Annotated in this window: 28 protein-coding genes and 2 pseudogenes; all 30 read left to right on the top strand. The window is 36.2% G+C overall.

The window, feature by feature from the left end:
* Positions 1-52: 52 nt before the first annotated feature.
* The 30 genes and pseudogenes from BMX63_RS09165 to BMX63_RS09030 all read left to right on the top strand — a co-directional run bounded on the left by BMX63_RS09165 (position 53) and on the right by BMX63_RS09030 (position 26573).
* Entirely contained in the window at positions 53-598 is a 546-nt protein-coding gene (locus BMX63_RS09165; protein ID WP_245732790.1) for a SurA N-terminal domain-containing protein, read from the top strand.
* A gap of 18 nt (positions 599-616) precedes the next feature.
* Positions 617-1087: a DUF4367 domain-containing protein gene (locus tag BMX63_RS09160; RefSeq protein ID WP_093134500.1), complete on the top strand. Its 471-nt coding sequence runs from the start codon at positions 617-619 to the stop codon at positions 1085-1087.
* Between the two features lie 69 nt (positions 1088-1156).
* On the top strand, positions 1157-1588 hold the full coding sequence (locus BMX63_RS09155) for a hypothetical protein (protein WP_245732789.1): 432 nt from the start codon (positions 1157-1159) through the stop codon (positions 1586-1588).
* 89 nt (positions 1589-1677) lie between these two features.
* Positions 1678-2211 carry a GNAT family N-acetyltransferase gene (locus BMX63_RS09150; protein WP_093134495.1) on the top strand — a complete coding sequence of 178 codons (534 nt, stop codon included), beginning with the start codon at positions 1678-1680 and terminating at the stop codon, positions 2209-2211.
* 475 nt (positions 2212-2686) lie between these two features.
* A complete protein-coding gene (locus BMX63_RS09145; RefSeq protein ID WP_093134492.1) occupies positions 2687-3394 on the top strand; it encodes a dihydropteridine reductase in 708 nt (235 codons plus the stop codon).
* 351 nt (positions 3395-3745) lie between these two features.
* A complete protein-coding gene (locus BMX63_RS09140; protein WP_093134489.1) occupies positions 3746-5677 on the top strand; it encodes a PTS mannitol transporter subunit IICBA in 1932 nt (643 codons plus the stop codon).
* Positions 5678-5769: 92 nt separating this feature from the next.
* Positions 5770-7854, top strand: coding sequence for a BglG family transcription antiterminator (locus BMX63_RS09135; RefSeq protein WP_093134486.1), 2085 nt, complete (start codon positions 5770-5772; stop codon positions 7852-7854).
* Positions 7855-7859: 5 nt separating this feature from the next.
* Positions 7860-9002 (top strand): mannitol-1-phosphate 5-dehydrogenase, encoded by a 1143-nt coding sequence (locus BMX63_RS09130; RefSeq protein ID WP_093134747.1) that lies wholly within the window; start codon positions 7860-7862, stop codon positions 9000-9002.
* Positions 9003-9156: 154 nt separating this feature from the next.
* A pseudogene (locus BMX63_RS09125) lies at positions 9157-10250 on the top strand (metallophosphoesterase).
* A gap of 82 nt (positions 10251-10332) precedes the next feature.
* On the top strand, positions 10333-10605 hold the full coding sequence (locus BMX63_RS09120) for a hypothetical protein (protein WP_093134483.1): 273 nt from the start codon (positions 10333-10335) through the stop codon (positions 10603-10605).
* Between the two features lie 55 nt (positions 10606-10660).
* Positions 10661-10813, top strand: coding sequence for a dihydrofolate reductase family protein (locus BMX63_RS18745; protein WP_342732245.1), 153 nt, complete (start codon positions 10661-10663; stop codon positions 10811-10813).
* A complete protein-coding gene (locus tag BMX63_RS09115) occupies positions 10813-11196 on the top strand; it encodes a dihydrofolate reductase family protein (protein WP_342732242.1) in 384 nt (127 codons plus the stop codon). Before BMX63_RS18745 ends, BMX63_RS09115 begins: the two co-directional genes overlap by 1 nt.
* A gap of 29 nt (positions 11197-11225) precedes the next feature.
* Positions 11226-11630 carry a nucleotidyltransferase substrate binding protein gene (locus BMX63_RS09110; RefSeq protein ID WP_093134481.1) on the top strand — a complete coding sequence of 135 codons (405 nt, stop codon included), beginning with the start codon at positions 11226-11228 and terminating at the stop codon, positions 11628-11630.
* A 67-nt stretch (positions 11631-11697) separates the two neighbouring features.
* A pseudogene (locus BMX63_RS09105) lies at positions 11698-12290 on the top strand (YdeI/OmpD-associated family protein).
* 272 nt (positions 12291-12562) lie between these two features.
* Positions 12563-12769, top strand: a complete 207-nt coding sequence (locus BMX63_RS09100) for a helix-turn-helix transcriptional regulator (RefSeq protein ID WP_093134478.1) — start codon at positions 12563-12565, stop codon at positions 12767-12769.
* 27 nt (positions 12770-12796) lie between these two features.
* Positions 12797-13180: a hypothetical protein gene (locus BMX63_RS09095; RefSeq protein WP_093134475.1), complete on the top strand. Its 384-nt coding sequence runs from the start codon at positions 12797-12799 to the stop codon at positions 13178-13180.
* A gap of 156 nt (positions 13181-13336) precedes the next feature.
* Positions 13337-13858, top strand: a complete 522-nt coding sequence (locus BMX63_RS09090) for an RNA polymerase sigma factor (protein ID WP_093134473.1) — start codon at positions 13337-13339, stop codon at positions 13856-13858.
* The gene (locus BMX63_RS09085; protein WP_093134470.1) at positions 13851-14795 is read left to right on the top strand and encodes a hypothetical protein; all 945 of its coding nucleotides are present in this window, start codon (positions 13851-13853) and stop codon (positions 14793-14795) included. Before BMX63_RS09090 ends, BMX63_RS09085 begins: the two co-directional genes overlap by 8 nt.
* A gap of 157 nt (positions 14796-14952) precedes the next feature.
* On the top strand, positions 14953-15495 hold the full coding sequence (locus tag BMX63_RS09080; protein WP_093134468.1) for a DinB family protein: 543 nt from the start codon (positions 14953-14955) through the stop codon (positions 15493-15495).
* A gap of 21 nt (positions 15496-15516) precedes the next feature.
* The gene (locus BMX63_RS09075; protein ID WP_093134465.1) at positions 15517-16080 is read left to right on the top strand and encodes an NUDIX hydrolase; all 564 of its coding nucleotides are present in this window, start codon (positions 15517-15519) and stop codon (positions 16078-16080) included.
* A 359-nt stretch (positions 16081-16439) separates the two neighbouring features.
* Positions 16440-17645 (top strand): MFS transporter, encoded by a 1206-nt coding sequence (locus BMX63_RS09070; protein WP_093134462.1) that lies wholly within the window; start codon positions 16440-16442, stop codon positions 17643-17645.
* 494 nt (positions 17646-18139) lie between these two features.
* Positions 18140-18577 (top strand): VOC family protein, encoded by a 438-nt coding sequence (locus BMX63_RS09065; protein ID WP_093134459.1) that lies wholly within the window; start codon positions 18140-18142, stop codon positions 18575-18577.
* Between the two features lie 128 nt (positions 18578-18705).
* Complete coding sequence (locus BMX63_RS09060) at positions 18706-19128, top strand: hypothetical protein (RefSeq protein ID WP_093134457.1); 423 nt, start codon at positions 18706-18708, stop codon at positions 19126-19128.
* A 17-nt stretch (positions 19129-19145) separates the two neighbouring features.
* Positions 19146-21593: a molybdopterin oxidoreductase family protein gene (locus BMX63_RS09055; RefSeq protein ID WP_245732788.1), complete on the top strand. Its 2448-nt coding sequence runs from the start codon at positions 19146-19148 to the stop codon at positions 21591-21593.
* Positions 21594-22128: 535 nt separating this feature from the next.
* Entirely contained in the window at positions 22129-22470 is a 342-nt protein-coding gene (locus tag BMX63_RS09050) for a VOC family protein (protein WP_093134451.1), read from the top strand.
* Between the two features lie 168 nt (positions 22471-22638).
* On the top strand, positions 22639-22872 hold the full coding sequence (locus BMX63_RS09045; RefSeq protein ID WP_093134449.1) for a DUF4083 family protein: 234 nt from the start codon (positions 22639-22641) through the stop codon (positions 22870-22872).
* 148 nt (positions 22873-23020) lie between these two features.
* Positions 23021-23677, top strand: coding sequence for an HAD family hydrolase (locus BMX63_RS09040; protein ID WP_093134745.1), 657 nt, complete (start codon positions 23021-23023; stop codon positions 23675-23677).
* A 357-nt stretch (positions 23678-24034) separates the two neighbouring features.
* Positions 24035-24637 carry an MFS transporter gene (locus BMX63_RS18675; protein WP_342732229.1) on the top strand — a complete coding sequence of 201 codons (603 nt, stop codon included), beginning with the start codon at positions 24035-24037 and terminating at the stop codon, positions 24635-24637.
* Positions 24621-25286, top strand: coding sequence for an MFS transporter (locus BMX63_RS18670; RefSeq protein ID WP_425441470.1), 666 nt, complete (start codon positions 24621-24623; stop codon positions 25284-25286). Before BMX63_RS18675 ends, BMX63_RS18670 begins: the two co-directional genes overlap by 17 nt.
* A gap of 435 nt (positions 25287-25721) precedes the next feature.
* Complete coding sequence (locus BMX63_RS09030) at positions 25722-26573, top strand: AraC family transcriptional regulator (protein WP_093134446.1); 852 nt, start codon at positions 25722-25724, stop codon at positions 26571-26573.
* The last annotated feature ends 162 nt before the right edge of the window (positions 26574-26735 follow it).

The following is a 26735-nucleotide window of genomic DNA, read 5'->3' as shown; positions in this document are numbered from 1 at the left end:
AAAACATTTCATGAGAGGTTCATCGGTATCGTTAAAGACTTGAGGTGAAACTGTGCAGAAAATAATACTCGTTTATGCTATCCTGACAGGCTTCATTTTTATGGTTGGTTGCACAGACCATTTAGACTATAACGACGATGATGTTGCAGCAATCGTAAGAGGTGAGGAAATAACAATAGGAGAGCTGCGCTTTTTATTTCCAGATGAAGATATAGCTGATATGATTAATGGGGCTATACAAACGAAATTGATGTTTCAGGAAGTCAAAAAAATGAACATTGATGTTTCTGAAGAAATGAAAAACCAAATGGAAGCAGCTGAAAACGACGAGTTAGATGAAATAGGCATTTCTACTAATTCTTCTTTTAGAGAATTCATAGATTCACAAGCTAAAAAATTGGGAATGTCACCAGATGAGTATTATAAAAAATATCATAAAAAAACTACTGAAATAGGCGTGTATATGGAAGCTTATATAAAAGAAATGCTGGGAGAACCAATGGGTGACAGGGAATATACGAAACAAGCAAATCAGGTATTAAAGGATTTACTAGAAAAAAATAAAGATAACATTGAGATTTTATTAGAAGAAAAGTAAAAAAGTTGGAGGAATTGCATGTTTAAAAAAGGTTTTGTACTACTATTTTTCGCAATATTCCTAATAACAGGTTGTTCGAATCAGAATTCTGATATGTATGAAGTTAACCAGACAGACGTTACAGAAAAGCTTGATAACATCGATTTTGAATACAAATTGCCAATGAAAATGCCTTTTGAGGTTGAAAGCACTCAAATTAACCAACCTCCAACAGATCAATCCATGTTTAGTGTTGCCTTTTACGGTGTAGGAGGAGAATATTTATTTCTTGATGTATCAAATTCAGACGTAAAACAGAGTACAGGAAATCAAACCGAAGAAGTCTCTATTGACAATTTAAAAGGTACATTTCTGGAACATAATCAAGGAGCCAAGGTACTTTTCTGGAAAGAGAATGAGGTTACCTATCAATTATCTCTGAAGGAATCCGGAGATCAGGATAGGTATTCTAAGGAAGATTTGATAAAGATTGCTGAGAGTTTTGAGTAATAGGTCACTTCCGCTATAGTCCATCTGAATTCGGAGGGGTGAAGGAGAATATCCTATTTATTGATATTTGTGAGTTTGGTATATTTAGGAGCTTGTGCCTCAAGTGAAGCAGAAGGGGAGTTAGAGCTGCCAGAGGATATCCCAGAATTTGTTGAAACAAGTGATTTTGAACGTATTGATTGGGATAAGAAAGCAGTCGAATTTGGTGTTCAAAATATGGCGGGGAACAAGAATAAATCTGGTGTGATAGGTGCTACTATGCCGAGCTTAGATGGACAAAAGTGGATGTGGCATCTTTGGGGTGAGACAGAAAATATGTTAACTGTAGTCGGTTTTCATCGCGAAGATAAAACGATTCACTCGGTTTTTCAAAAAAGCCCCGATGAATGGACCATTGATCTAGGTGGAGAAAATAACGGCGCAGATGCTCATGCTCCATCAAGTGTACAAATTGCGAAACGAGGTGAATGGGCTTTTTTACTTTATAAGGACAGTGAATGATTTGATATCCTGGTATATGATATCCGTAATTAAATATTGACTGTATATCGTTTTCAAATATGAAAGTTCTAAAAACAGGGATGAATGTTATGTTATTATTTCAAAACGGAAAAATACAAGTTCGTAAATTAGCAGAAAAGGATAAGCCTTTGCTGACGAAATGGCTCTCAGATTCTGCAGTACTGAAGTTTTATGAAGGAAGAGATTATCCATTTGATATAGACAAGGTAAACAGGAATTTTTATGGCGATGAAAACCATGTATTTAGATGTATAGTATTGTTTGAAGGGAAAGAGATAGGTTATATTCAGTTTTATTTAATAGAAGAGGAATTGAAGGCAACATACGGTTATTCAGAAGGAAATATTTTTGGAATCGATCAATTCATTGGTGAGACAGGGTATTGGAATCAGGGAATTGGCACATTGCTTGTAAAATCTATGGTTAACTTCTTAATAGAGGATAGAAAAGCAGATTATGTGGTAATGGATCCGCAAGCAAAAAACGGGAGAGCTTTACGATGTTATGAAAAATGCGGGTTTCATAAAGTGAAGTGGCTTCCAAAACATGAACTTCATGAAGGAGAATATCAGGATTGCTGGTTAATGGAATACAAGAAATAAGCCCGAATTTCCCCTCACTAGTAAACATGATGTCATTTGTATTTAAAAGGCTATATTTCATTGACTTCAATTTTTAACCTGCTTTCAAAAGTGTTTTCCTAGATAATGGCCCGATTGTTGAACAAAGATTAATTAGCTATATGCATCTGAAAAAAACGGAACCCTTTAAGAATTGCATTATGTTTAAAGAAGGCTCTGTTAAACATAGGTGTTGATTTCCACTCCAGTGCACTCGATTCCGCGGTCTGTCCGGCAGCCCTCCAGCATACGCCTGCGTGGCCTCCCATATGCCTTCTTCCCACAGGAGTCTTACGCACTTCCACTCCAATGAACTTGGTAGAAAATCAACAATAAGTTTAACACAGCCTTGGATTACGAATATGAAATAATCAATCCTCTGTTTAATTGAGAATCGTTATCACTTATTATATAATAGATTGTAACGATACATATCATTGAGTAAGGAGAATATATAATGCAAATATACTGGACTAAAATAAATAAGGTTATTGAAGAAACGTCTGAGGTTAAAACGTACCTGCTCGACTGTCCGGAAGACTTTACATGGGAAGAAGGTTCCCACACCCACTTCGCACTGGAAGGTTTCAATGCCGGAGATAAACCAAACCGCAGCCTGATTCGCCATATGTCCATCTCCACTTTACCGCAGGAAAATTCAATCGGTATCACAACACGAATCAGAGAGCAGTCCTCTGAGTTTAAGACGATTTTAAGAAATCTTGAAGTTGGCAATGAAGTTGCAATATTTAAAACGCATTCGAATGTACCGCTTAGAAGAGAAGACAAAAATGTTTACCTGCTATCATCAGGTGTCGGCCTGGCAACTTTCAGACCGCTTGTACTTGATTATTTCGAACGTGCTGACAACGTCAATCAAATTCATTCCCTCAACATCGATTCATCAAAAGATTTCTTATTTACTAATATTTTTGAATCCGCACCTGACAAGAATTTCACATCACAGTTCGTCGATAACCGTAAAGACTACTATGAAGAAGTGAAAAATCTTGCTGCAGACAAGGATGGACTCTTCTATATTGTCGGTAGCGACGAGTTCCTCGTTCAGAACATTGAAGTACTGCGTGAGCAGGGCATTAAGCCAGAACAGATTATGCTCGACAAGCATGAAAAAGTACTGCCTGAGTTTTTATCATCCATTTAAGCGAGATAAAATATTTTCTTGGTAAATACTAAATAGATGTTCCATTAACTGGGGCTTTAATTTAAAGAGGATCGTCTCATAATTTAAGACAATCCTCTTTTTTTATGAAGACATTTAGTGTGTCATTTCCTTTACCAATTTAGTTGTCATTAATATGGATGTTTTGAAAAATACACCTCAAAACGGAACCCTTTAAATAATTCTCGCGTTAATTTTTATATTTAGAAACTTTACCTTTGTCATTTTAGATGCGACAAAGTTAGTTTTCATTGTCATTGAATCGGCCACTACCATTATTCTATGATTAAAATAGTCATGATTATGATTAATATAATGGAAAGGAAGAATAAAATGGGTCAATCAAATATTAAAGTTGCAGTTCAGAAGTTCGGTAACTTCCTTAGTTCTATGGTATTGCCCAATATCGGTGCATTTATCGCCTGGGGTCTAATTACGGCGTTGTTCATTCCCAGTGGCTTTATTCCTAATGAAAACCTTGCCAAATTAGTTTCTCCTATGGTCACTTACTTACTCCCTCTATTAATTGGTTATACAGGTGGTAAGTTAATATATGATCAGCGAGGTGGAGTAGTTGGTGCGATTGCCACGATGGGAGTTATCGTTGGTGCACCAGACACACCAATGTTCTTAGGTGCAATGGTCATGGGACCACTTGGAGCTTATGTCATTAAGAAATTTGACCAAGCTATTGACGGGAAAATTAGAACAGGATTTGAAATGCTTGTAAATAATTTCTCAGCAGGAATTCTTGGTGGAATCCTTGCCATTCTTGCGTTCTTAGGTGTAGGTCCAGCTGTTGATGGATTTACGCAGTTACTAGTAGCGGGAGTTGATTGGTTAGTTGCTGCAGGATTATTACCGCTAACAAGTATACTTATTGAACCAGCTAAAATTCTATTTTTAAATAATGCGATTAACCATGGTGTTTTGTCACCGATTGGTTTAGAACAGGTTCAACAGGGAGGAAAATCAATTCTATTCCTTCTTGAAGCAAACCCAGGTCCAGGTCTTGGTGTGTTATTAGCATTCATGATATTTGGAAAAGGAACAGCTAAACAGTCCGCACCAGGAGCAGGAATCATTCATTTTATTGGGGGTATTCACGAAATTTACTTCCCTTATGTGTTAATGAAACCAATGTTGTTTATATCTGTCATTCTTGGTGGTATGAGTGGTATTTTCACCCTTGTCCTTTTAGGTGGAGGATTGGTTTCACCAGCATCTCCTGGTAGTATTTTAGCGATTACAGCTGTTACTCCTCCAGAGGGAATGGTTTATATAGCAAACTTTGCAGCAGTCATTGTTGCTACCATTGTATCCTTTATTATTTCTGCTATTGTTCTAAAGTCAGATAAACAAAAAGATGGCGATATTAATGAAGCTACAAAGAAAATGGAAGAAATGAAAGGGAAGAAAAGCTCTGTTGCTGACAATGTAACCGGCGGATCAACCGTAAATAACAATTCCATGCCAGGAGAAGTCAATAAGATTGTATTTGCCTGTGATGCAGGTATGGGATCCAGTGCAATGGGGGCTTCCCTTCTTCGTAAGAAAATGAATGAAGCTAACCTTGATGTATCGGTTACAAACACAGCGATTAGCAATCTGTCATCTGATGCCGATATTGTTATAACTCAGGAGGAATTAACTCCTCGTGCACAGAATAAGCTTCCGGAAGCTTATCACATTTCCGTTGAGAACTTTTTGTCCAGTCCTGAGTATGATAAGCTGATTGATAGCTTACAAAACGGGAAAACTACAGAGCAAGAAGAACTTATTGAAGAATCAGACGAAGATTCAGCAGATGTTAATCCTAATGTAGAGCAAGCCGAGGATGAGGATTTATTACGTGAAGAAAACATTTTTATTGGTAAGGAATTCTCGACGAAAGAAGAGGCTATTCGTTTTGCTGGAGAAGCTTTAGTAAAAGGTGGGTACGTTGAAGATAATTATGTAGATGCCATGCTTGAACGTGAAGAAATCACATCTACCTATATGGGCAATAATGTAGCCATTCCTCACGGTACGGAAGACGCTAAAAAAGCAGTGAACAAATCAGGATTTACCGTTGTCCAGGTGCCAAATGGGGTAGAGTTTAATGGAGAGCAGGCTAAACTTATCTTCGGAATAGCAGGTAAAGATGGGACTCACTTAGAAATTCTATCCAGCATAGCAGTGATTTGCTCAGAACAGGAAAATGTTGATAAGATGATACAGGCCAAAACGGCACAAGAAATTAAAGACATTATTAATGGAAATTAGAGAAAGGCAGGTTATCCTGCCTTTCTGTTCTAGGTTCAAAAGCTTTTTTCTCTTGAAAGAAGGACATTTTATAATTGAAAAGAGTGAGATGAATGTTTATCACATCAAGGGAAAAATCAATCATTGACTTAATTGTAAGGTCTTCGGGGACGCACACGATACACTCTCTTTCTGCATTTTTAAACGTTAGTGTTCGAACCATACAACGCGATCTTAAATCCGTTGAGAAGATTTTAAAACCATTTGATTTAAAGTTGGAACGTCATCCAAATGAAGGGCTTTATATTGATGGAAGAAATGATCAAATCTACCGGCTCGTTCAAAGCCTTATCAGTGTAAATACAACCGATGAAACGCCTGAAGAACGTAAATTGAGATTGTTGCTTATACTGCTGCATGAGGGACCGTCATTAAAAAAACAGGTCCTTGCCAATGAACTGGGAATTAGCGATTCCACCTTGACGTCCTATTTGGATGATGTGGCTTACTGGCTGCAAAAGTTTTCCATTACCCTCACGAGAAAAAGAGGTGTAGGGGTCGAATTAATTGGTAAGGAAGCCAGCATAAGACATGCTCTTGCCAGCTATTTTTTACATTACTTTTACGAGGATCTCATCGAACATTTATATTTTCTACAACAGGGTAATAAAGTTGAGGAGACTATTCTAGGTTATTTTTCCCCTCGCTATTTATTTGCTATCGACCAATTGGTAAATGAAACGATTAATAATGGAGAGACAAAGCTTGCGGACAATGATTATATTGGGCTCATTGTTCAAATTTGCCTTACCATTCAGCGTACGGAAAATAACGATTTATTGGAAGATTATCCTTTGGAAAATGAAAACACCCATGAATTTCAGCTCATGGAAAGTATATGCAAAGAGCTGAGTGAAACGCTTTTGGTTCGGATTACAGATAATGATATTCATTACTTAGCAGTTGTTTTAAGAGGTTCTAAGGTACAGCCCACTGATGCAGTTTATTATGACAGTGTTCAACTTAGTAAGCTGATAAAAAATGTTATTCAGGACGTGTCAGTCAAGCTTAATGTAAATTTATCTGATGATTTCTCCTTGTTTCAAGGATTGTTGGCGCACATGGAACCTTCTTTATTTCGTTTGAAACAGAATCTTGATTTATTTAATCCTTTGACAGATGAAATAAAAAGAAAATATCCGGTATTATTTATGGCTGTTAGAGGCAGCCTGGAAAATCAATTTACGGATGTGGACTTTCCCGACGATGAAGTTGCCTTTGTTGTCCTCCACTTTGGCTCGGCTTTGCTGATGAATGAGGAGAATGTGAGTATAAACGCTGTTGTTGTTTGTCCAACAGGTATTGGAGCTTCTAAATTGCTGGCCAGCCGTATTCAAAAGGAGTTAGCTGAAATTAATGAGGTGAATATTTTATCCATTAAAGATTTTCAGACTGCTAATCTAAATGATCATGATCTCATTATTTCTACTGTCAGGCTCCCATTTACGGATGTGGATTATATACACGTAAGTCCATTATTAACTGAGAAGGATATCGGGGTCATCAAAAATTATTTGCAGAAAAATTTAGAGAAGTTAACAAGAAGAAAGCAATTCCTGCCCTCATCGGCTCAGAATAAGTCATTCCCTAAAAGCAAACCGTTAGATGTAAATGAGTTACTACAGGAAATAAAAGATGTTCATTTTAGCATGGAATCGATTCTTCGTAATTTACAGGTTTATCGTAAGCAAAATACTGAAAATCACTGGAAGTCGATAGGGGAAATGATTGAAGAAGCTGAACAACAAGGATTAATTAATAATTCCATGAATGTACTCAATCAATTAAAAGAGCGGGAGAAAAAAGGTGGTCTGGGTATACCAAATACAAATATGGGCCTTTTCCATTGTCGGAGTGAAAGTGTAAATCAGCTGGTTTTTCAGGTTTCCCATTTAGACAATCCTTGTAAAGTACAAGGGATGAATGGGGAGGAGATAGAGGTTAAGAATCTTCTTTTAATGCTGGCACCAGAAAACATGAGCAAGCGAGAGCAGGAAATTCTTAGTCTAATTAGTACCAGCTTGATAGAAAGTGATATTGCCACGATGATTTTTTCATCCTCGAATGAAGCAATCATCCGAAAAAAGGTAGAAGACTTATTTTTAGAATACCTACAAAATAATTTGATAAAGGAATGATAATGGTGAAACATACCGTTCATTTTGGAGCAGGGAATATTGGCAGAGGTTTTATAGGGGCATTATTTTCGCAGTCTGGCTATCATGTAACATTCGTTGATATAGCCGATCAGATTATCTCAAAACTAAATGAAGATAAAAGTTATGAAGTTAAGCTTGCTAGCGAAGAGCAGGAAACCATTAAAATTGAAAATGTTTCTGGATTAAATAACATGAATCAGGAAAATGAGGTCATTGAGGCAATTCAGGACGCAACCTATCTAACAACAGCGATTGGTCCTAATATTTTGCCACGAATTGCCCCATTAATTGCGCGCGGGATTTCTGAACGCATTGCAAAAACAAATGAAAAGCTTTATGTGATTGCGTGTGAAAATCAAATCGGTGCAACAGACATTTTAAAGAAATATATCTTTGATAATCTGGATGACGAAACAAAAGGCAAGCTAGAGGGGAAGGTCTATTTCTTCAACTCAGCTGTTGACCGCATTGTTCCGATTCAGGACCAGGATTCACTAGATGTGCTCGTTGAACCTTACTATGAGTGGGTAGTGGAAACAGAGGAAGAGATTCCACCGATAAAAGGAATGAAAATCGTAGAGGACTTAGCACCGTTTATTGAGCGAAAATTGTTTACCGTTAACACGGGCCATGCAGTGATTGCCTACCTTGGTTATTTCGAAGGTAAATCCAAAATCCATGAGACGTTAGAGGATGAAGCCGTTACAAGTCAGGTGAGAGAAACGCTCAAGGAAACGGGTGCCTACCTAGTAAAAGAATATGGTCTTAATCAAGAAGAACATTTAAGCTACATTAATAAGAATATTGAACGCTTCAGAAACCCACATTTAAATGATATGGTAACAAGAGTAGGACGTGCTCCAAAAAGAAAACTTGGACCTGAAGACCGCTTGATTCGTCCGGCTACACAAGCTCAAAAAGCAGGATTATCCTTCACAAATCTAGCAAAAGCGATTGCTGCTGCCTTATTGTTTGATAACCCGGAAGATGCAGAAGCCGTAGAAATACAGGAAATGTTACAGGAGCATGGACCTGCATATGTTCTAAAAAACGTAAGTGGGCTAAATGAAGATAGTGAGATTACACAAGAAGTCATTAAGCAGTACGAGATTTTAAAAAAGAAATAGAGAATAATCAGAGTAAAGGAAGCAGTCCAAGATGTTAAATTGGGCTGCTTCTTTTTGTAATAAAGGATTGTTAGATATTTTTATCGAATAATGTCACTAGTGAAAAATGTTCTATGATTTGTTTTTGAAATATCGTAGTAAAGGAGAAAATCCATTGGACAAAATAAAGAAGTTATCCATTCCTGAACGTTCCAGAGTTATTGTAATCTCTGATATTCACGGAGAAATAGATTTATTCAAAGAGCTTTTAATGAAGGTTCATTTTAGCAATGAAGATTTCCTAATTGTTAATGGTGATTTATGTGAAAAAGGAACTAATAGTAAAGCGGTTGTAGACTACATAATGGATTTATCCTCTAAGAATGCAAATGTTCATGTTACAGAAGGAAACTGTGATACTTTGGTTCATGATCTTTTGGATGAAAATCCTGAATTGATCAAGTATTTGTCAAATCGACCCCATTCCCTTCTTAATGAATGGCTGGAACAATTAGGATTTGAACTTCATGAACAAGTAGAAATTCAAGAAGTAAAGGAATTATTACTCTATCATTTTTCAGAAGAAATCAAATGGCTATCCAATTTAGCCACCGCTATTGAAACGGACAAATATATTTTTGTTCACGCAGGATTAGAAGACAGGGAAGACTGGAGGCAAACAGAACGTGCAACTGCGATTACCATGTCTTCATTTTTGGATAAAACGCATAAGGCGGACCAATATGTTGTGGTTGGACATTGGCCAGTTGTGAATTATTTACAAGACATACCTTCCCATAACACAATCATTGATGACGAGAAGAAAATCATCGCCATCGATGGGGGAAATGTCATAAAAGATACAGGACAGCTTAATGCTTTGGTTATACATAAAACGGCTAATGAAGATTTATTTTCGCATGCTTGTGTTGATCATTTACCCTCTCGTAAAGTGATCAAAGATTTTAGTAAGGATGAAAAGGTAAAAGGATCTGTTGAGTATCCATTCTATGAAATTTTACCAGTAGAGTATGGTGATCACTTTACTTTATGTGAACAGCTAGAAACAAATGAAATGCTCTACGTGAAAAATGAGTATATTCATCAAAATGACAATGGGCGTTATACGGCTAAAACAGATGTTTCCTGCTCACAAATAAGTGAAACCGAGGAGATATTCTATCCGTAATTGATGATAACTGCTCCGTATATACTTTAATTAAAAAAGAGGGGAAAGTTGGATGGATAGCGAAAGGTTGTCTTGTTTAACCACTTATCAATCTTGAATCTGGAATAAGACATGAGGTGAATTTATGAAGTTAGCTGTTAAAGCCTGAATGTATAAGAATATATGTCAAAACTTCCACTCCATCACCTTAAAGAATTGCATATTACAGGAATTCAGGCTGACAAAAATGCTCGACTACGTGACAGTATGCCAATGACTGATGAAGATTGGAATTTAGCAAAGTGGGTTATTCAGCAAATAAACGCAGGGTACTGGCCGGAACCATGGGGTGTAGCATTTGAATATGGTGGGATTGGCCCTAAGTTTGAATGGCGATCGGATGAAGAGGTTTTGTCTCAGCAACTTCCTTACTTATATGAAATGGTCCATCACTAAGTTGCATGAGTAAATCAAAAATTTGAACATATAATCTTGTTCGGGGTGGGATTTTATGAATAACAAACGAAAATTGGTATTATTTATTGCTATGAGTCTGGACGGATACATAGCTACAAACGATGAGTCTTTAGATTGGCTATTTAATGTTGAAGGTGAAGGCGACAATGGATTTTTAGCGTTTTATAATACGGTTGACACTGTTTAATGGGGAAGAAAACGTATGATTGGATTGTGAAGCATGAAACAGGAGAGTTTCCATATCAGGGAAAAGAGTGTTATGTTTTTACAAGATCAGCGGTTGAGGACACGAAGGATGTAAGTTTTAAAAATGGAGATATAGTTCATTTTGTCAATCATCTTAAAAACAAAGAAGGAAAGAATATTTGGATGGTTGGTGGTGGGGAATTGCTACACTCTTTCATTAAGGAAAATTTAGTTGACGAAATGATTTTAACAGTTGCCCCAAGTGTAATCGGTAAGGGAATACCATTATTTAAACAAGGCGACTATCAATTAGATTTGTCGTTAAAAGGTACAAGAAACTTTAATCAATTTGTAGAACTGCATTATGAAGTAAACAATGAATAAGGGGATTCTTAAGAAAAAGGAGAAATTCCATGAATAATGATGACGAAATTCGCTGGAGACAGATTTTTGAGAATTACGAGAAGGCATTCAATGAATTAATAAAACATAAGAACTCTGTATTCGATAGTAAACTTGAAAAAGCAGGATACATCCATTATTTTGAAATTACATTACATTTTGCAGAAAAGGTGATGTTTGCTTACCTAGATGCAAAAGGTAAATCTGTCGAAACTCCTCGCCAGGCTGTTAGGGAGTTAGCCAAACTCGGCATTGTCCAGAATCAACAAATTTGGTTCAAGATACAAAATAGAAGGAATTTATCCCTTTACATTCATAAAAATGAAAAGTTGTTTGATGAACTTCTTACAAATATAAATAATTCGTATGTACAGGAGTTAACATTATTTTGGGAAGCATTAAATGAAATAAGATAGCTTTTACCATACTATCTATCTTTAAAATTGATAGTATGGTAACAAAAGGAAAAAGGGGTGTTCCTTGCTGACAGATAGTAAAATGAATCCTAAGATTGATGAATATATCAGTAAAGTCGAAAAGTGGCCGGAAGAAATAGATAAATTGAGAATGATCCTTCTTGATTGTGGGCTAACAGAAGAATTAAAGTGGCGTAAACCATGTTACACGTTTGAGAAAAGTAATATTGTTATCATTCAAGGGTTTAAAGAATATTGTGCGCTTATGTTTTTCAAAGGTGTCCTGTTAAAGGATACCAAGGATATTCTAATCAAGCCTGGTGAGAATTCTCAGGCACAACGCCAGATTCGGTTCACCAATGTTCAAGAAATAGTTGAAATGGAAACCATCTTGAAAACCTATATTAATGAAGCGATTGAAGTTGAAAAAGCTGGTTTGGAAGTTAATTATAAACAGACTTCAGAATTCATTATTCCTGAAGAACTGCAAAATAAATTCGATGAAATCCCTGCCTTAAAAACCGCCTTTGAGGCATTGACACCGGGACGACAAAGGGCATACGTTCTTTACTTCTCAAAAGCCAAACAATCTAAAACTAGGGTGTCCAGGATCGAAAAATATACGCAGCAATTCTCAACGGAAAATGCTTAAATGATTAGTATCGTTTTTCTACTTATGTGCTTAGTGCAAGTGAACAATTATACACTGCTTCAGTACTCAAAACCTAAAATATGAGTGGGTAATGAAAGTGATGTACGTAAACTAAGTAGGCAGAATACTGATAAACATTTAAACTGTGTCTTTTTAATAAAGGTACAGTTTTTTTTATGTCATTAAAGGGAATTTTAAATAATGATAAAATATATGTAAAGCAAACTTGACGTAAAGGGTGCTTTACCATAAATTGATGTAGTAGGAGGTGGTAGTAACATTGAAAAATAAAATGAATGAACATAGAAAGAAACTTGGTTTCTCTCAAGATAAGTTAGCAGAAAAGTTAGGGGTTTCTAGACAAACAATTATATCAATTGAAAAGGGTAGGTATAATCCATCTCTTCCCTTGGCAATGATTATCGCTGAATTATTTGATACAAGTGTGGAAAACATCTTTTTCTTAGAACAAGACGATTATAAGTAATTTTATTTATTATTAGGAGGTTGAATTATGAATAAAAAAACAGGTCAAATACAATTTGTTGTCTTTGGATTTCTCTTTTTAGCATTTAGCGTAATAGCAAGTATTGCTTCTATTTCAGCTGGAGTTTTTCCGATGGGTCACGATATAGTTTTGTTTGGAGTTAGTGTGATGGCGTTTTGTAATGCTTATCTTTATCCTCAATTTAAAGAAAATGATGAACGTTCCAAACGAATACGGGAAAAGGGTATGTTTATTAGTTACTTTTTCATCTTAGGTTATATGATTATACTAATGGGACTTTTTCAATTTAACGTAATAACATTGAGTGGTTATCAAAGTGTGAGCGTTTTGGCTGCTTTAACAATGATGACTGTCTTTATTTCCTTTGTCGTATTTTCAAGACGTTTTTAAGTAGCATTCATTATCAGTAAAGTTGAATAAGGGATTTGAATTAACGTCAGTATATCGTCCTTTAAAGGGCGATTATTTTTTTGAAAAAACAAATTAAAGCCAAACGAATAATTTAAACGTCTAATAAATGAAATGGGATACGGAGGTGGCAATTGATTGCTAGATCTAGTAAAGAAAGCTCAAAAAGGTAATGATAATGCATTTTTAACTTTATTTCAGGAATACGAAAAGGATATCTATAAAATAGCTTTTGTATATGTGAAAAATCAAAGCGATGCACTCGATGTGGTTCAAGAAACAGCATATCGTTCATTCAAAACAATCAAAAATCTAAAAGAGCCAAAATACTTTAAAACTTGGTTAATAAGAATAGCAGTTAACTGTTCATTAGATTTACTTCGAAAGCAGAAAAAAGTAGTTCAGTTAATGCCAGAACTTGAGGGAAATTTATCGGGGGGTATAAACGAAGACATTGATTTAGAAGTGACGGTTCGTGACTTAATCGAAGGTTTAAATGAAGAAGAAAAAAGTGTTGTTATTTTAAGATTTTACGAAGGGTTAACATTCAAAGAGGTATCCGAAACGCTCGATATCCCTTTAGGTACGGCGAAAACTATTTTATATAGAGGTTTAAATAAGCTCCGTAATAATTTGAAAGGAGACGGTTTCTATGAGTAATAAGATTAAACTAGAAATGGATAAAATTGAACTACCAAAAGAATTGAGTGAGAGAAGTAAAATGGGCATTTCCCAAGCTAAAGAAGAAATGAAAAGTGAGAAAAAAAGATATAATGTAAAAGGCATAGGCATTGCTGCCGCTTTACTCGTGTCTATCGGAACGTTCACTTTGTTTAATAACGATTTAAGCGATACAACAAATAATCCCAATACACCAATTGTTATGGAAGATGGTGGAGTTAATATCCCTGCTATTCAATTACCAGAGGAAAATATGAGTGCTGATATGATTGGTTTAATTGTATATAACGGTAAAATATACACAAATACAAGGACAGAGATTGATGCCAAAACTGCAAAGGATATTATAGGTGAAAAACTCGGAACAACAAAAGGAACAATAGATGAATGGAGTGAACAAGAAGCCTATGATGAAGAGTTTGCATCGACAGTAGGAAAAGCAGATGTATACTCTGTTAAAGGGTACGATAAAGACTTTAGAATAATGACTTATAAAGAACAAGACGGGAAGAAATATGCCGAATTTTATGAGAACCTCAATGGAATTACAATAAATAAAGGTGAAGATGTATTCGGTAAATTAAATATTAAAGGGCATATATCTTCTGCACAGTATAGAACATTCAGTGATTGGAATAACAATATTGATAATTATCAACCTATTAAAGATATGGAAACTTTAAAAACCTTTGTTGCGGAACTAAACAAGACGAAGCCTATACCTCGTGGTCAAAATTCAGACCCATTAAGTAATTCACGAAATGACGATCAATTCAGAGAATTGAGTATTAAGTTGGATGATGGTTCTACAGTTAGACTTACACTTCTTAAAGATGGGTATATCTATTATGGATTTATGGATGCATATTTTAAAATGGAAGAAGATGTATTTTTGAAAATGTGGAAACAAGTTTAGTAATTTATCTAAGTTTGTGAAGAGGTCTACTTAAATAAATGGGTGAAGAGTTGAATAAGAAGATCATAAAAAAGATGATCTATTATTTTTTGAAAGAACCGTCGGAATATTATGTTAAAATTTATTTGTAAATATTAATACAGGAGGAAAGTCTGGGATGTTTTTCGATTTAAAAGGTGATGCAAATATGTCACCAATTGTGGGAATTCTTTATTCGGCTGTGAAAGAAAATAGTCAACGATTACAATTTATTACAGATGGTATGTCCCAAGAAGAAATAGATTACAAGGGTCCAAATAACAACTTTAATAGTACAGCTCAGTTAATAAAACATATTACCTATGTTGACCTTAATTGGGTTTATAGAATGAAACAGCAACCACTTCCCCATTCTCTAAAAGAGGAATATGGCCCCATGTTAGATGGAAATAATAGGCTTCCGATGGTCAAAGGAAAATCTTTGAATATACTTATATCTAAATATAAAGGTGTATTAAAAATGTTAAAAGATACATGTACACAATTAACAGATGTTGATTTAGATAAAGTTGTTACTTTTGGTCATGAAAATGAAAAGCAAGCAACCATTCGTTGGGGACTTTGGCATATGGCTGACCATAACCGCTATCATCAGGCTCATATCAATCAACTTAGAAAGTGGTATATTGAAAAATCACTTTCAAATAAAAGAGTAGATTAATACTTTTAGGGGGAATTATGCTTGAAAAGATGGAAAACTTTAGACTCAGAATATTTATATAAGACACCTTTTGGTAATTTAAGAAAAGATAAATGTGAACTTTCTAACGGAACTGTAATAGATGATTATTATGTCAATGAATACTCCGATTGGGTAAATGCAATTGTTTTAACTAAAGATAAACAGATTGTACTTGTGGAACAATATCGACATGCTGGAGATGATTTCTTTTTAGAAATTCCTGCTGGAAAAATAGAAGAAAATGAGTCATTTGAGGAAGGAATACTAAGAGAAGTCAGAGAAGAAACAGGATTCACGTCAAAGACAAAGCCCATTAAATTAGGAGAATTTATGGTCAATCCAGCCACTCAAAACAATAAAGTTATAACTTATCTTATCATAGAAGCCTTTAAAGAATTTGAACAAGATTTAGATGATACCGAAGATATAAAATCTAACTTGTTTGACTTTGATGAAATGGGTAAGTTACTAAGAACAAACCAAATAAAAACACAATTATTTACAGCGAATGCCTATTTTATGGCCAAGGATTTTCTTGGTGAAAGACTACTAAAAAATAAATAACGTTTATCAAACAAACAGGATGCTTTACTTTAAGAAACTCCATAATCAAAAGACTCTCAATATACACGATTTTATACATCGGCAGTATGTTGAAGGTCAGGAAATATATTGCCATTTCATACATAGATTAAATGGCAAATACATGCTGGTCTATGAATAACTTCAGTGTAAGGGTTGAGCAAGAAGGTAATCCTTTAAATTTATGTTAGAATTATATAAGGATTATAGTGGAAAATTTTGATAAATTCATATCCCCCAGGATTTATCTATAAGAACAAAGGAGCTATATATAGATGAATAGTCCAATTTAAAATTCCCCCATTTAGAGAAGAAAAGGTATGAAAAATGGGGGATATTGTATGAAACTGAATAAAAATTTTTCTTTGCTATTGATGGGACAGTCACTTGCCAATATGGGTGATGTTCTGTATATGGTAAGTATTATTAGTACGATTTTTGTATTAACAGGATCGGCAACTGCAGCATCATTTGTGCCCTTTACCATTACCTCTTCTATGTTTGTATCTAGTCTGTTGACCCCTTTTTTAATCGGAAAAGTAAATTTGAAGTGGTTACTGGCTGGTTCACAACTAGGGAAAACGTGTCTAATCATTGTATTAGGGTTGATGTTAAACGTAATAGAAGAATCCAATTATTTCCTATTGTTTATCATCATCGGGTTAATCGCATTACTTGATGGATGTGCAAACCCACTTAGACAAACATTGATTCCACATTATGTAAAGTCTGAACAGTTAGTAAAGGCAAATGGTATTGCAGAAACAGTAACTCAATTAATTCAAACAGTAATGTGGTTTGTGGGTAGTTTGTTCTTAATAGTCATGAGCTCCCAACAGGTAGTATGGGTTGTTGGGCTCTTATTTGTTATTGCAAGTATCCTGCTGTGTTTCTTAGAAAATATTCAACAACAGTCAATTGAACAAGAAGGTAAATTAGGACAGATTAAAGAGGGCTGGAAAACTTTACTTAATACTCCGGTGTTAAGGAAAATAGCATTAATAGACTTTTTGGAAACCATTGCAGGAACAGTTTGGGTTGCTGCTATTTTATATGTGTTCGTCAGTGAAGCTTTACACGTAGGTGAAAGATGGTGGGGCTTCATTAATGGTTCTTTCTTTTTGGGATTAATATTAGGGAGTGTTTATTGTATAATATACTCCTCTATTCTGGAAAACAAATTAGGAAAGGTTATCTTTGGTGGTTCATTGTTTGGCTTTCTGATAACAGAATTATTCAGCGTGACCAGTAATCCATTCATTGCTTTATTATTATCACTTGGCGTTGGACTTTTTGGACAGATAAAGAACATTCCTCAGCAAACAGTAATTCAAACCAGCGTTCCAAAGGAAAGGTTATCGACTGTTTATACTTCCTTAGGTGCCATAGGAACGGGTGTGTTTGGTATATCGTCGCTTGTTATGGGGATATTAGCAGATTTAATCGGAATTAGAACAGTCTTCATTGTTTCAGGACTATTACTTGCTGTGGTCAGTATAATTGTATTTCAAAATAAGCATTTGTTCGTTCGGAATATAATCAAGTAAGTAATGGGTGTGCGTCTGACAATTATTTTGCCGTTAAATGCATCATCTTTATTAAATATTGATGAATAAATGCAACTAAATGTAGTGCTTTAAAACTTTTCTAAGTATTAACAAACTTCTTTTGGGAAGTAAGTGCAGGGAAATTGCGTCATTTTACTTGGAGCCTCTGCGGGCATGATTATGAGCTATGAAGCCAGACGTATCAAAGATTCTGTCTCAGCTAAAGTAGGCTATCATGCCCGCCTCTCCAAATAAAGTGCACCTTTCTTAAAATAAAATTCTTCTTACATTTCTTAATCATTCTTCATAGGTGAGCAGTAAGCACTACAGAAAGTAACGGTGGCTCATGTTGAAGAAGAAAGACGAAAAACACCAGAGCCATTTGTTGCGTAGTTTTTTTACTGTTCAAGAGAAAAGGATTCAACAAACGGGCGCGTTACCAAGCCATAGCCATTGTGTGTGATAAGCTTAATAAAATATAGGAGGTATGAGATGTGAAGATCAATAGAATAGATCATGTCGGTGTAATCGTAAATGATCTTTCGGCAGTTAAAGAATTTTTTCAGGAATTTGGACTTGAAGTGCTAGGGGAAGGAGAAGTGAAAGGAGAGTGGGTAGAACGGATAATTGGGCTTAATAATGTTAGAGAGACCGTTGTAATGTTAGGGGTGCCGAATAGCCAGGCAACTTTGGAGCTGGTTAAATTCCATACGCCGTCAGATGAAAAAGGTATTCAGCAATCTTTTGCAAATACCTTAGGTATCCGGCATATTGCATTTGCTGTTGAAGATATTGAAGCTGTTGTTGCCAAATTGGAAAAGAAAGGAGCGGAACTTTTTGGTAAGATACAAAACTACGAAAACGCTTATAAATTATGCTACGTTCGTGGTCCAGAAGGTATTATTTTAGAGTTGGCGGAGGAAATCAAATAAATATTAAATGGGGAACACACTAAGGATTATATACCTCTGCAATAGCGTATCATAAAAACCTATTCATCTCATATACCTATAATGTATGTTTGTGTTTTTTAACAGATGTCTATTTAAGGGGGGCAAAAATGTACCATACTATTGCTCGAACATATCAAACCTTCCAATACCTCCTCGAGAATTTTCCTATCAATAATAACCCATTAGAATTACGAATTAAACCACTCTTATATGAATCGAATCATGTCCTTTATCAGATCCTTCTTATCCTACATCAACCACAACCGAACCTTCATCAATTAAAACAATTATTTTCTATTCTTTACCGAGATGACGAGGCTCTCGAACCACTTGTCCGGGCGTGGGGAAGAGCTTCCCTCTGGATGGAAGTCACGCCATCTAACATCGTCCAACATCGGTTGGATTTGTATCAAAATATTCAGAAATACTTAAAGCGATTGGTTCCGTACATTAAAGGTATTTATGGGGAAGAAGATGCTAGATATATTGTTCCACCGTTATATCGAAGGAAAGTAGGTGCTGACTATTGAATTGGGAGAAATCAAGAATGGATATTAATTTATACAGCCAAGGAGACGTAAACAAATGGGTGTATAGTACATGTAACATTTGTTCCATTGGTTGCGGCTGTTATATCGGTGTAAAAGATAACAAAATCGTTGGGATAAAAGGGAATGAAGATCATGACATAAATCGGGGGCGACTTGATCCGAAGGGGGAGAACCAATGGTACGCTAATAATAGTCCAGATCGTTTACTTACACCATTAATAAGAAAGGATGGTACCTTGCAGCCTGCTTCTTGGGATGAGGCGATGAACCTTATTGTTACGAGGACTAAAGAAACGCTTCGGACGATTGGTTCCGATGGGATAGCGTTTTACTCTACTGGTCAAGGTACACTAGAAACCTACTATACGATTGCTAAGGTTGGTAGAGCTGGTTTACGGTCTCATTTATTAGATGCCAACACAAGATTGTGTACCGCAACGACTGAGTGGTGCCTATTTCAATCGTTTGGCGCAGATGGTGTTCCTGCTTCGTTTGAGGATGTGGATTTAACCGATACAATCATGTTTTTTGGTCATAATCCAGCAGAAACTGGCACGGTGTTTTTCGAACGAATTATGGAGCGTAAACGCCGTACAGGAAAGCCATACATCATTGTCGTTGATGTTAGAAAAACACTGACAGCTAAAGAAGCTGACTTGTTTTTGCAGTTAAAGCCTGGAACCAATTTAGCGTTGTTAAATGGAATCGTGCATCTACTATTAAAAAACGGTTGGATAGACAAAGATTTTATCCGAGAACACACCGTTGGTTTTGAACGTATCCAATGGGCTACCGAACCTTGGACACCTTCCTTGGCAGCAAAAGTAACTGGAATACCAGAGCATATCATGGAGATGGCTACTCATGTTATAGGTACAACAAACTCTTTGGTATGTACCACACTTCAAGGTGCTTACCAATCGGCAGATGCCACTAGTTCCTGTGTGGCTATTAATAACATTCATTTAATAAGAGGATTGATTGGCAAGCCCGGTAGTGGTCCGTTACATATGGCTGGGCAACCTAGCTCTTCTGGGAACCGCACTGTTGGTGGTGTTGGTACGTATCCAGGGAACAGGAACCCGGGTAATCCGAAACATATTAAGGAAATGGCAGAACTTTGGAATGTGAATACTTCAGACTTAGAAGTTGGACCAGAAAAGGGTATTGAGGAAATCGTTCATTTAATGGAAAAAGGAAAAGTTGGCTTGTTTTGGAACATTAATACAAATCCAATGGCCTCTTTACCAAATCGCCAAAGAGCAAAAAAAGCATTTGAAAATACTTTTGTGGTTGTTCAGGATCCTTTCTTAACGGAAACAACCGAAGTAGCAGATGTTGTTCTTCCTCCGGCTATTTGGGGAGAAAAAGAAGGAACAATGGAAAATGCAGATCGAACAATCAATCTACTAACAAAGGCGGTCGATCCACCCAATGGCGTGAAAAGTGATTTTGATATTTTACTGGATTTTGCAAAACGAATGGGTTTTAAGACCAAAGACGGAAAACCACTAATTACTTACGAAACGCCAGAGCAATGCTTCGAGGAATGGAAAAAGGTCTCTAAAGGAAGGCCGAGTGATATGAGTGCTGCCACTTATGAAAAGCTGAAAGAAAATAATGGACTACGATGGCCTATTGACGAAAAGCACCCGCTTGGTACTCCAAGGCTATATTCTGATTTTAAATTCCATACCTTCCCCGATAATGCGCAAACCTATGGGAAGGATTTATTTACGGGTAGACCTAGGACGAAAGAAGAATTTGAATCGATGCAAGCAAACGGAAGAGCCATTCTCTATGACACCCATTACGTACCATCAGTTGAGCAACCAAGACAAGAATATCCATTTTGGCTAACGACTGGGAGACTCGTGTGGCATTGGCATACAAGAACGAAAACGGGTAGATCTCCTTATTTACAAATGATAGCTCCCGAAGGATATGTGGAGATAAATATTGTAGACGCAGAAAGTTTAGGAATTATCCCCGGGGAACTAGTCAAGGTTTCCTCCCCAAGAGGTTCGATAAACGTTCCGGCACGAGTGGTTGACACGGTTCAACCTGGACTTGTTTTTATACCGTTCCATTATGGAACGTGGGAAAATAATCAATCTGCCAATGAACTTACTGTTGATTTTACAGACCCGTTATCAAAGCAACCGACTTTTAAGCAGTGCTCCTGCAAAATTGAACCAGTACGTAATAAAATCACGATTTCTGAAAAACAAACCTTTGAGGATATTGCAGAAACTAATGCATTGTCATTGGAGGAATTAGCTAAAATCAATCATATGATACCACCCTATCGTGCAGATATTGGAGATCAAATTGAAGTACCACTTTCTCGCACAAACGTAGAAATTCCTCCTTATATGCCATACCGAAATATTCAAATTTTTCCACACTTCTCCCAAGCAGAATTACCTTTTAAGAAAGAGTAGATACAGGTGATTTTTTCCTACTTACTCATTTACGGATAGAAACTTTTCAAAAGAAAGTTGGTAATAAAATGATGTAGTATGGGTTTCCTGAAGTGTTTGAGTCGGATGCGCGTTGAATTGTGAAATCCCCAGGTCAAATTGCCGAAAATATGGGGATAATTTTTTTTAGCTGGCTTAATAATCGAGAATGAATTTATGAGGAGGATGATTATTTAGTATATTTACCATTTAACACCTTTTCGGTAAAAACATAAAAAGGTACTTATGTAAGGAAGAACAACTACTGTACAGTACAAAGATACAATTGAATAGAATAAGCATTAGGGCACATTTTTGTAACAAGGAATGTGCTTTTATTTATTTTAGGGCCAGATTGTGAAAGAACTTCATCTTCTAAAATGGATATTTATGTTAAAATATGAGTGGGTTTGTGAAGAGCTGTACTTAAAATACAGGGCAGTTTACTTAAAAAATAAAGGTATAAATTACTCAATAAAAGTAATTACCTATTAAATACTTAAAGGAGTGTACTTATATGTTTGAAAGAATAGATACAGTATGTTTAACAGTTAGTAACATAGAACAATCGAGTGTTTGGTATCAAGAGTTAGGTTTTAAAGTAGTATTTAAGGGGGAAGGTTATCAAGTATTCACGATTGGAGATAGTGGGGTTCCATTAACTATTGAAGAAGGAAGAGTATCTTCACAAGAAAATTCAACTTATCCGATTTTTTTTACTAATGATATTAACAATACATATGTAAAACTAAAAGAAAAAGGTGTAGAAGTAACTGATTTAAAAGATGATGGTGACAATAAGTTTTTTGATTTTTATGATTTAGATAAAAATAGATTGCAGGTTTGCTTTTGGGAGTAATTAAGTAAAGAAAATTTTATTCATACTACAACGAAGGGTAATTTAATTAAACAAGGAATTATCTAATCGTCCGATTGCTGAATATGGGAACTACCAAATTGTATCAGGAAATATATCCTTAAGAGTCATAAGTCCATTTCCGTTGAACTAAAATAGGGGGATCGTTGTATGGAGACATTAGGGAGTTTTGGGTGGATGCTATTAATAAATATTGTATTTATTATGTTAATTGCTTTTATCTTTTATGGAGTTCGTTCATTCTTTATAAAACCTAAAAATGATGGGTATTACCACTATTACAAAAGAAATAAAAGTGGTGAAAATTATGATAAAGAATTAAAAAATCTTAATCAAAAATTAGATAAAATTATTGAACTACTTGAAAAAGAGAAACAGAGCTAACATTATATAGCAATTATTCAACTATAGGGTCGATAGTTGAACATTACATTTTTTGGTAAACCGAAAATTACAAGGTGCTGACTAGGGATTATAGGAATTATTTATATAATGTGAGAAAGGCTGAAGTTATTTGAAAGGCTATAAAGCAATGCTATTTGATTTAGATGATACCTTACTTAATAGGGATAAGGCAGTAGATAAAATGTTTTTAATTATTTCAGAAAAGTGTTATGAGGACGTAAAAGGTTCAGCGAAAAATGAAATGCTACAAAAATTTAAAGAATATGATAATAGAAGCTATGGCAATGGTGATAAAGTAAAAGTTTTGGAATCATTTTTTGATGAATTCCCACCAAAATATAGATTACCACGCAATTACATTCAAGATTTTTGGAATCATACTTTCCCTTATTGTTTTTCTATAAACCAAGATACTATAAATATCGTAAATATTATAAAGAAGCAAGTTAAAGTTGCAATTATAACAAACGGCTCAACTCAGAGACAAAAAGCTAAAATAATTACCTCTAATTTAAATAGTTGTTTTGATAAAATAATTATTTCTGAAGAAGTGGGATTTAGTAAACCTGACAAACGCATTTTTGAATTAGCATTAAATCAGCTTAATGTGCTACCTGAAGAAGCATTATTCGTTGGTGACGACATAAAAAAGGATATTGGTGGTTGTCAAAATGCAAATATAAATGGCATATGGTTCAACCCTCATATGATCAAGAATAATACCGACATAAAACCATATGACGAGATTAACTCTTTTGGGAGATTATTAAGCTATTTTACATAATAAACGTAATCAGAAATTGTTTTACTCACATGAAAGAAAAAAAGATAAATTTGATTAGCCTAACTGGGCTTTTCTAAAAGAAGGGAAACCTTTAATCGGATTTTAGGGGGAAGTGTACTAGACTGGTATTTTTAGTTATGGGCTGGAAATTGTTTGTTGGGATACATTTTGACTAGCATCTTGTCAAGTAATGGGTGCTTTTGCACACCAAGGTGAATCGGTAGAATCCCTAGTAGAGAGGAAACAGAAAAGACATTAAAAGTTATACAAAATTTAAGTTGGAAGAACTCCCTTCTCAAAATAAAATCAGTCTTAAGATGTAGTGTAATTCCCTCTATTGAATGTTCACTAGCTAGTTTGAAAAGTAAAAATAGAAATAGAAAAACTCTAAAAGGTGAGTGTTGTCAATTGTGGACATTATTCGGCAATAGTAATTTCACACGTTTATTCATTGGGCGTTTGATTACGAATGCGGGAGACAGCCTTTATGCTGTAGCGGCTATGTGGTTAGTACATCAATTGGGGGGTTCAACGTTTCATACCGGACTGGCTGGATTTTTAACGATGATCCCCACCTCGCTTCAATTCCTTGTTGGACCCCTGGTGGATCGCTGGGTACTTAAGAAAACTCTGGTTGTGACACAACTCATGGAACTTTTGCTTGTTTTGATCATTCCAGTATTTTACTATTTAGGGGCTCTTAATGTTACAGTCGTCCTCGTTGTCATGCCAATCGTCGCTTTTGTTGGACAGTTTTCTTTTCCAGCGGAACGGGCTGCTCTGCCAAGCATTCTTGGTCCAAATGATCTTGTCAAAGGGAATTCAGCATTTTCTTTCGCCTATCAAGGATTGGATTTGGTTTTCAGTGGATTAGCGGGGGTATTGGTTGCGATGTTAGGGGCAGTTACCTTGTACCTTGTGGATGCGGTAACATTTGCGGTAGCTGTTTTGCTGTTTTAATAAATACGGAAAGGATCTTTCCGAAGGCTTTCGTTTTGTGATGGGGTCAATCATCGCAAAATTTTTTATCGGAGCGGTGGGGGCTAATTTTGCCTTTGGAGCTGCGATGGCAGTGATGCCAGCTTATACGGATGTAAGAGGAGATGCCGCATTCTATGGATATATGATGGCTGCACTTTCCGGTGGATTCTTGGTTGGGGCGCTTTTATCGCCGTATGTGGAGAGGTTTGCAATTGGAAAGATACAGATTGTAGCTTTTTGTATAAGTGCCTTATTATGGGCGGCATCCGTATTGGCACCGTGGAATTTACTAAGCATCCTATTGTTCGGTGCGGCAACGATTCCAATTGGGGCAACAGAGGTGCTTATTTCCGCGGTTATTCAGCGCATTGTACCGAAGCATTTACTAGCACGGACATTCTCCGTAATGACGAGTGTTTCAACGTCTGCGATGCCAATGGGAGCGCTGGTTGGCGGGGCAGTTGGTGCATCTATAGGAAGTGTTGCTACTTTCAGTGTGGCAGCTTTAGGGATATTGCTGGTATCAATTGTATGGTTTTTTGTTAAAGATTTGCGGAACTTGCCGAAGTCAAAAGAGATTGATCCTGGTAAATACGGCTTGACTGAACGTGTTGAAATAAGTGGGTGACTTATGTTCATAAATTTTCTTGCTCTGACAAATCATCTTACTTTTTGGGTGTGTTAAAGTTTGTCGTTTATTTTCTACCAAGTTGATAGAGGGGTGTGCTCGAGATTCCTACGGGAAGAGCAGTATACCGGAGACTCCACGGGCGTAAAGAAGGAGGATTCCGGAACGCCCGCTGAAAGCGAGCGCACTGGAGGGGAATACAACGCCTATGTTTAACAGCTCCTCCCTTTTAAAGAAACGGGCGTTTTACGTCTATAAAAAAGCGTTCATGCTTTATTAACCTTAGGATGAAATACCCTTTTATCTGTTTCAAAAACAATTGAGGTACTCCTGTGTATTTTCTTTAATTCAATTAAATAGGCTGTCACCGGAAAGCACAGAATGACAGGACTAAAAAGTGATGCCTTGTTACTATCTAAATAGGGAGTGAGCGATATGACTTGGGTTGAGTCAATACAGACGGCTATAAACTATATGGAAGAACATTTGCTGGATGACCTATCAATTGAAAACATTTCCAGGCAAGCAAATTTTTCAGTATTTTACTTTCAGCGTACCTTCTCGATATTGACTGATATATCTGTAGGTGAATATCTTCGCCGGCGCCGTCTAACCTTAGCTGCCCATGAGTTAATGGAAACAAGCGCAAAAGTAATTGACATAGCGCACAAGTATGGCTACGAAACTCCCGAAGCTTTCTCAAAGGCTTTTCGTAGGCAACATGGTGTGACACCCAGTGATGCTAGAAAAAATAAGAGAAAGCTAAAATCCTATAACCGCCTGGTGATTCAGGTGAATTTGAAAGGAGCAGAACCCATGCAATATAAGATTGTTGAACGGGAGGAATTCAAGATTGCGGGAATTAAAAGGGAATTTTCATTGGTCGATGAACAGAATAATAAGGGTATTCCTAAAATGTGGGAAAAGGTCAATGCAGACGGAACCGATGAATTATTGTTCAAGTTGAATAATGGTGCTATTGAAGGAGTGTTGGGAGTATGTGTTGAAAATACCTCCAAATCCATTGATTATTGGATAGGCACGTCCTATGAAGGAAAGCGCCCTAAAGGATTATCGATGTTAGAAATTCCCGCTTCCAAATGGGCAGTATTTGAGGTTCATGGGCCCATGCCAAATGCTATGCAGAACGTGTGGAAGCAGATTTTTTCGGAATGGTTTCCCTCAAGTGGCTACCAACATGCAGGAACGCCGGAATTGGAGGTGTATTCAGACGAGGATCCCTCCAATCCGGATTTGTATTCTGAAATCTGGATTCCTGTAAAATAGTAGGTGAAATTGAAGGTGACGCCAATCTTTATTTGGCGTCCTTTCGCATTTCTGTACTAGCCATTCAGAGCTATATTTAGGGTTTTCTTCACATGATAAAGGAAAAATCTTGTATAGGAAATAGCAGAGCTATGATTTTACTATACCGAAAATGAGCGCGTT

Source organism: Salinibacillus kushneri, from assembly GCF_900111405.1.
In the GTDB taxonomy this organism is placed as follows: domain Bacteria; phylum Bacillota; class Bacilli; order Bacillales; family Alkalibacillaceae; genus Salinibacillus; species Salinibacillus kushneri.
Note: the sequence above shows the minus strand (reverse complement) of the source record. Positions and strands in the feature narration are given on the sequence as shown.

Coding starts and splice junctions, on each gene's coding strand:
- BMX63_RS09160 (WP_093134500.1), top strand. CDS start 617: ATGTTTAAAAAAGGTTTTGTACTACTATTTTTCGCAATATTCCTAATA.
- BMX63_RS09150 (WP_093134495.1), top strand. CDS start 1,678: ATGTTATTATTTCAAAACGGAAAAATACAAGTTCGTAAATTAGCAGAA.
- BMX63_RS09145 (WP_093134492.1), top strand. CDS start 2,687: ATGCAAATATACTGGACTAAAATAAATAAGGTTATTGAAGAAACGTCT.
- BMX63_RS09140 (WP_093134489.1), top strand. CDS start 3,746: ATGGGTCAATCAAATATTAAAGTTGCAGTTCAGAAGTTCGGTAACTTC.
- BMX63_RS09135 (WP_093134486.1), top strand. CDS start 5,770: ATGTTTATCACATCAAGGGAAAAATCAATCATTGACTTAATTGTAAGG.
- BMX63_RS09120 (WP_093134483.1), top strand. CDS start 10,333: ATGTCAAAACTTCCACTCCATCACCTTAAAGAATTGCATATTACAGGA.
- BMX63_RS18745 (WP_342732245.1), top strand. CDS start 10,661: ATGAATAACAAACGAAAATTGGTATTATTTATTGCTATGAGTCTGGAC.
- BMX63_RS09115 (WP_342732242.1), top strand. CDS start 10,813: ATGGGGAAGAAAACGTATGATTGGATTGTGAAGCATGAAACAGGAGAG.
- BMX63_RS09110 (WP_093134481.1), top strand. CDS start 11,226: ATGAATAATGATGACGAAATTCGCTGGAGACAGATTTTTGAGAATTAC.
- BMX63_RS09095 (WP_093134475.1), top strand. CDS start 12,797: ATGAATAAAAAAACAGGTCAAATACAATTTGTTGTCTTTGGATTTCTC.
- BMX63_RS09085 (WP_093134470.1), top strand. CDS start 13,851: ATGAGTAATAAGATTAAACTAGAAATGGATAAAATTGAACTACCAAAA.
- BMX63_RS09080 (WP_093134468.1), top strand. CDS start 14,953: ATGTTTTTCGATTTAAAAGGTGATGCAAATATGTCACCAATTGTGGGA.
- BMX63_RS09070 (WP_093134462.1), top strand. CDS start 16,440: ATGAAACTGAATAAAAATTTTTCTTTGCTATTGATGGGACAGTCACTT.
- BMX63_RS09060 (WP_093134457.1), top strand. CDS start 18,706: ATGTACCATACTATTGCTCGAACATATCAAACCTTCCAATACCTCCTC.
- BMX63_RS09055 (WP_245732788.1), top strand. CDS start 19,146: ATGGATATTAATTTATACAGCCAAGGAGACGTAAACAAATGGGTGTAT.
- BMX63_RS09050 (WP_093134451.1), top strand. CDS start 22,129: ATGTTTGAAAGAATAGATACAGTATGTTTAACAGTTAGTAACATAGAA.
- BMX63_RS09045 (WP_093134449.1), top strand. CDS start 22,639: ATGGAGACATTAGGGAGTTTTGGGTGGATGCTATTAATAAATATTGTA.
- BMX63_RS09040 (WP_093134745.1), top strand. CDS start 23,021: ATGCTATTTGATTTAGATGATACCTTACTTAATAGGGATAAGGCAGTA.
- BMX63_RS09030 (WP_093134446.1), top strand. CDS start 25,722: ATGACTTGGGTTGAGTCAATACAGACGGCTATAAACTATATGGAAGAA.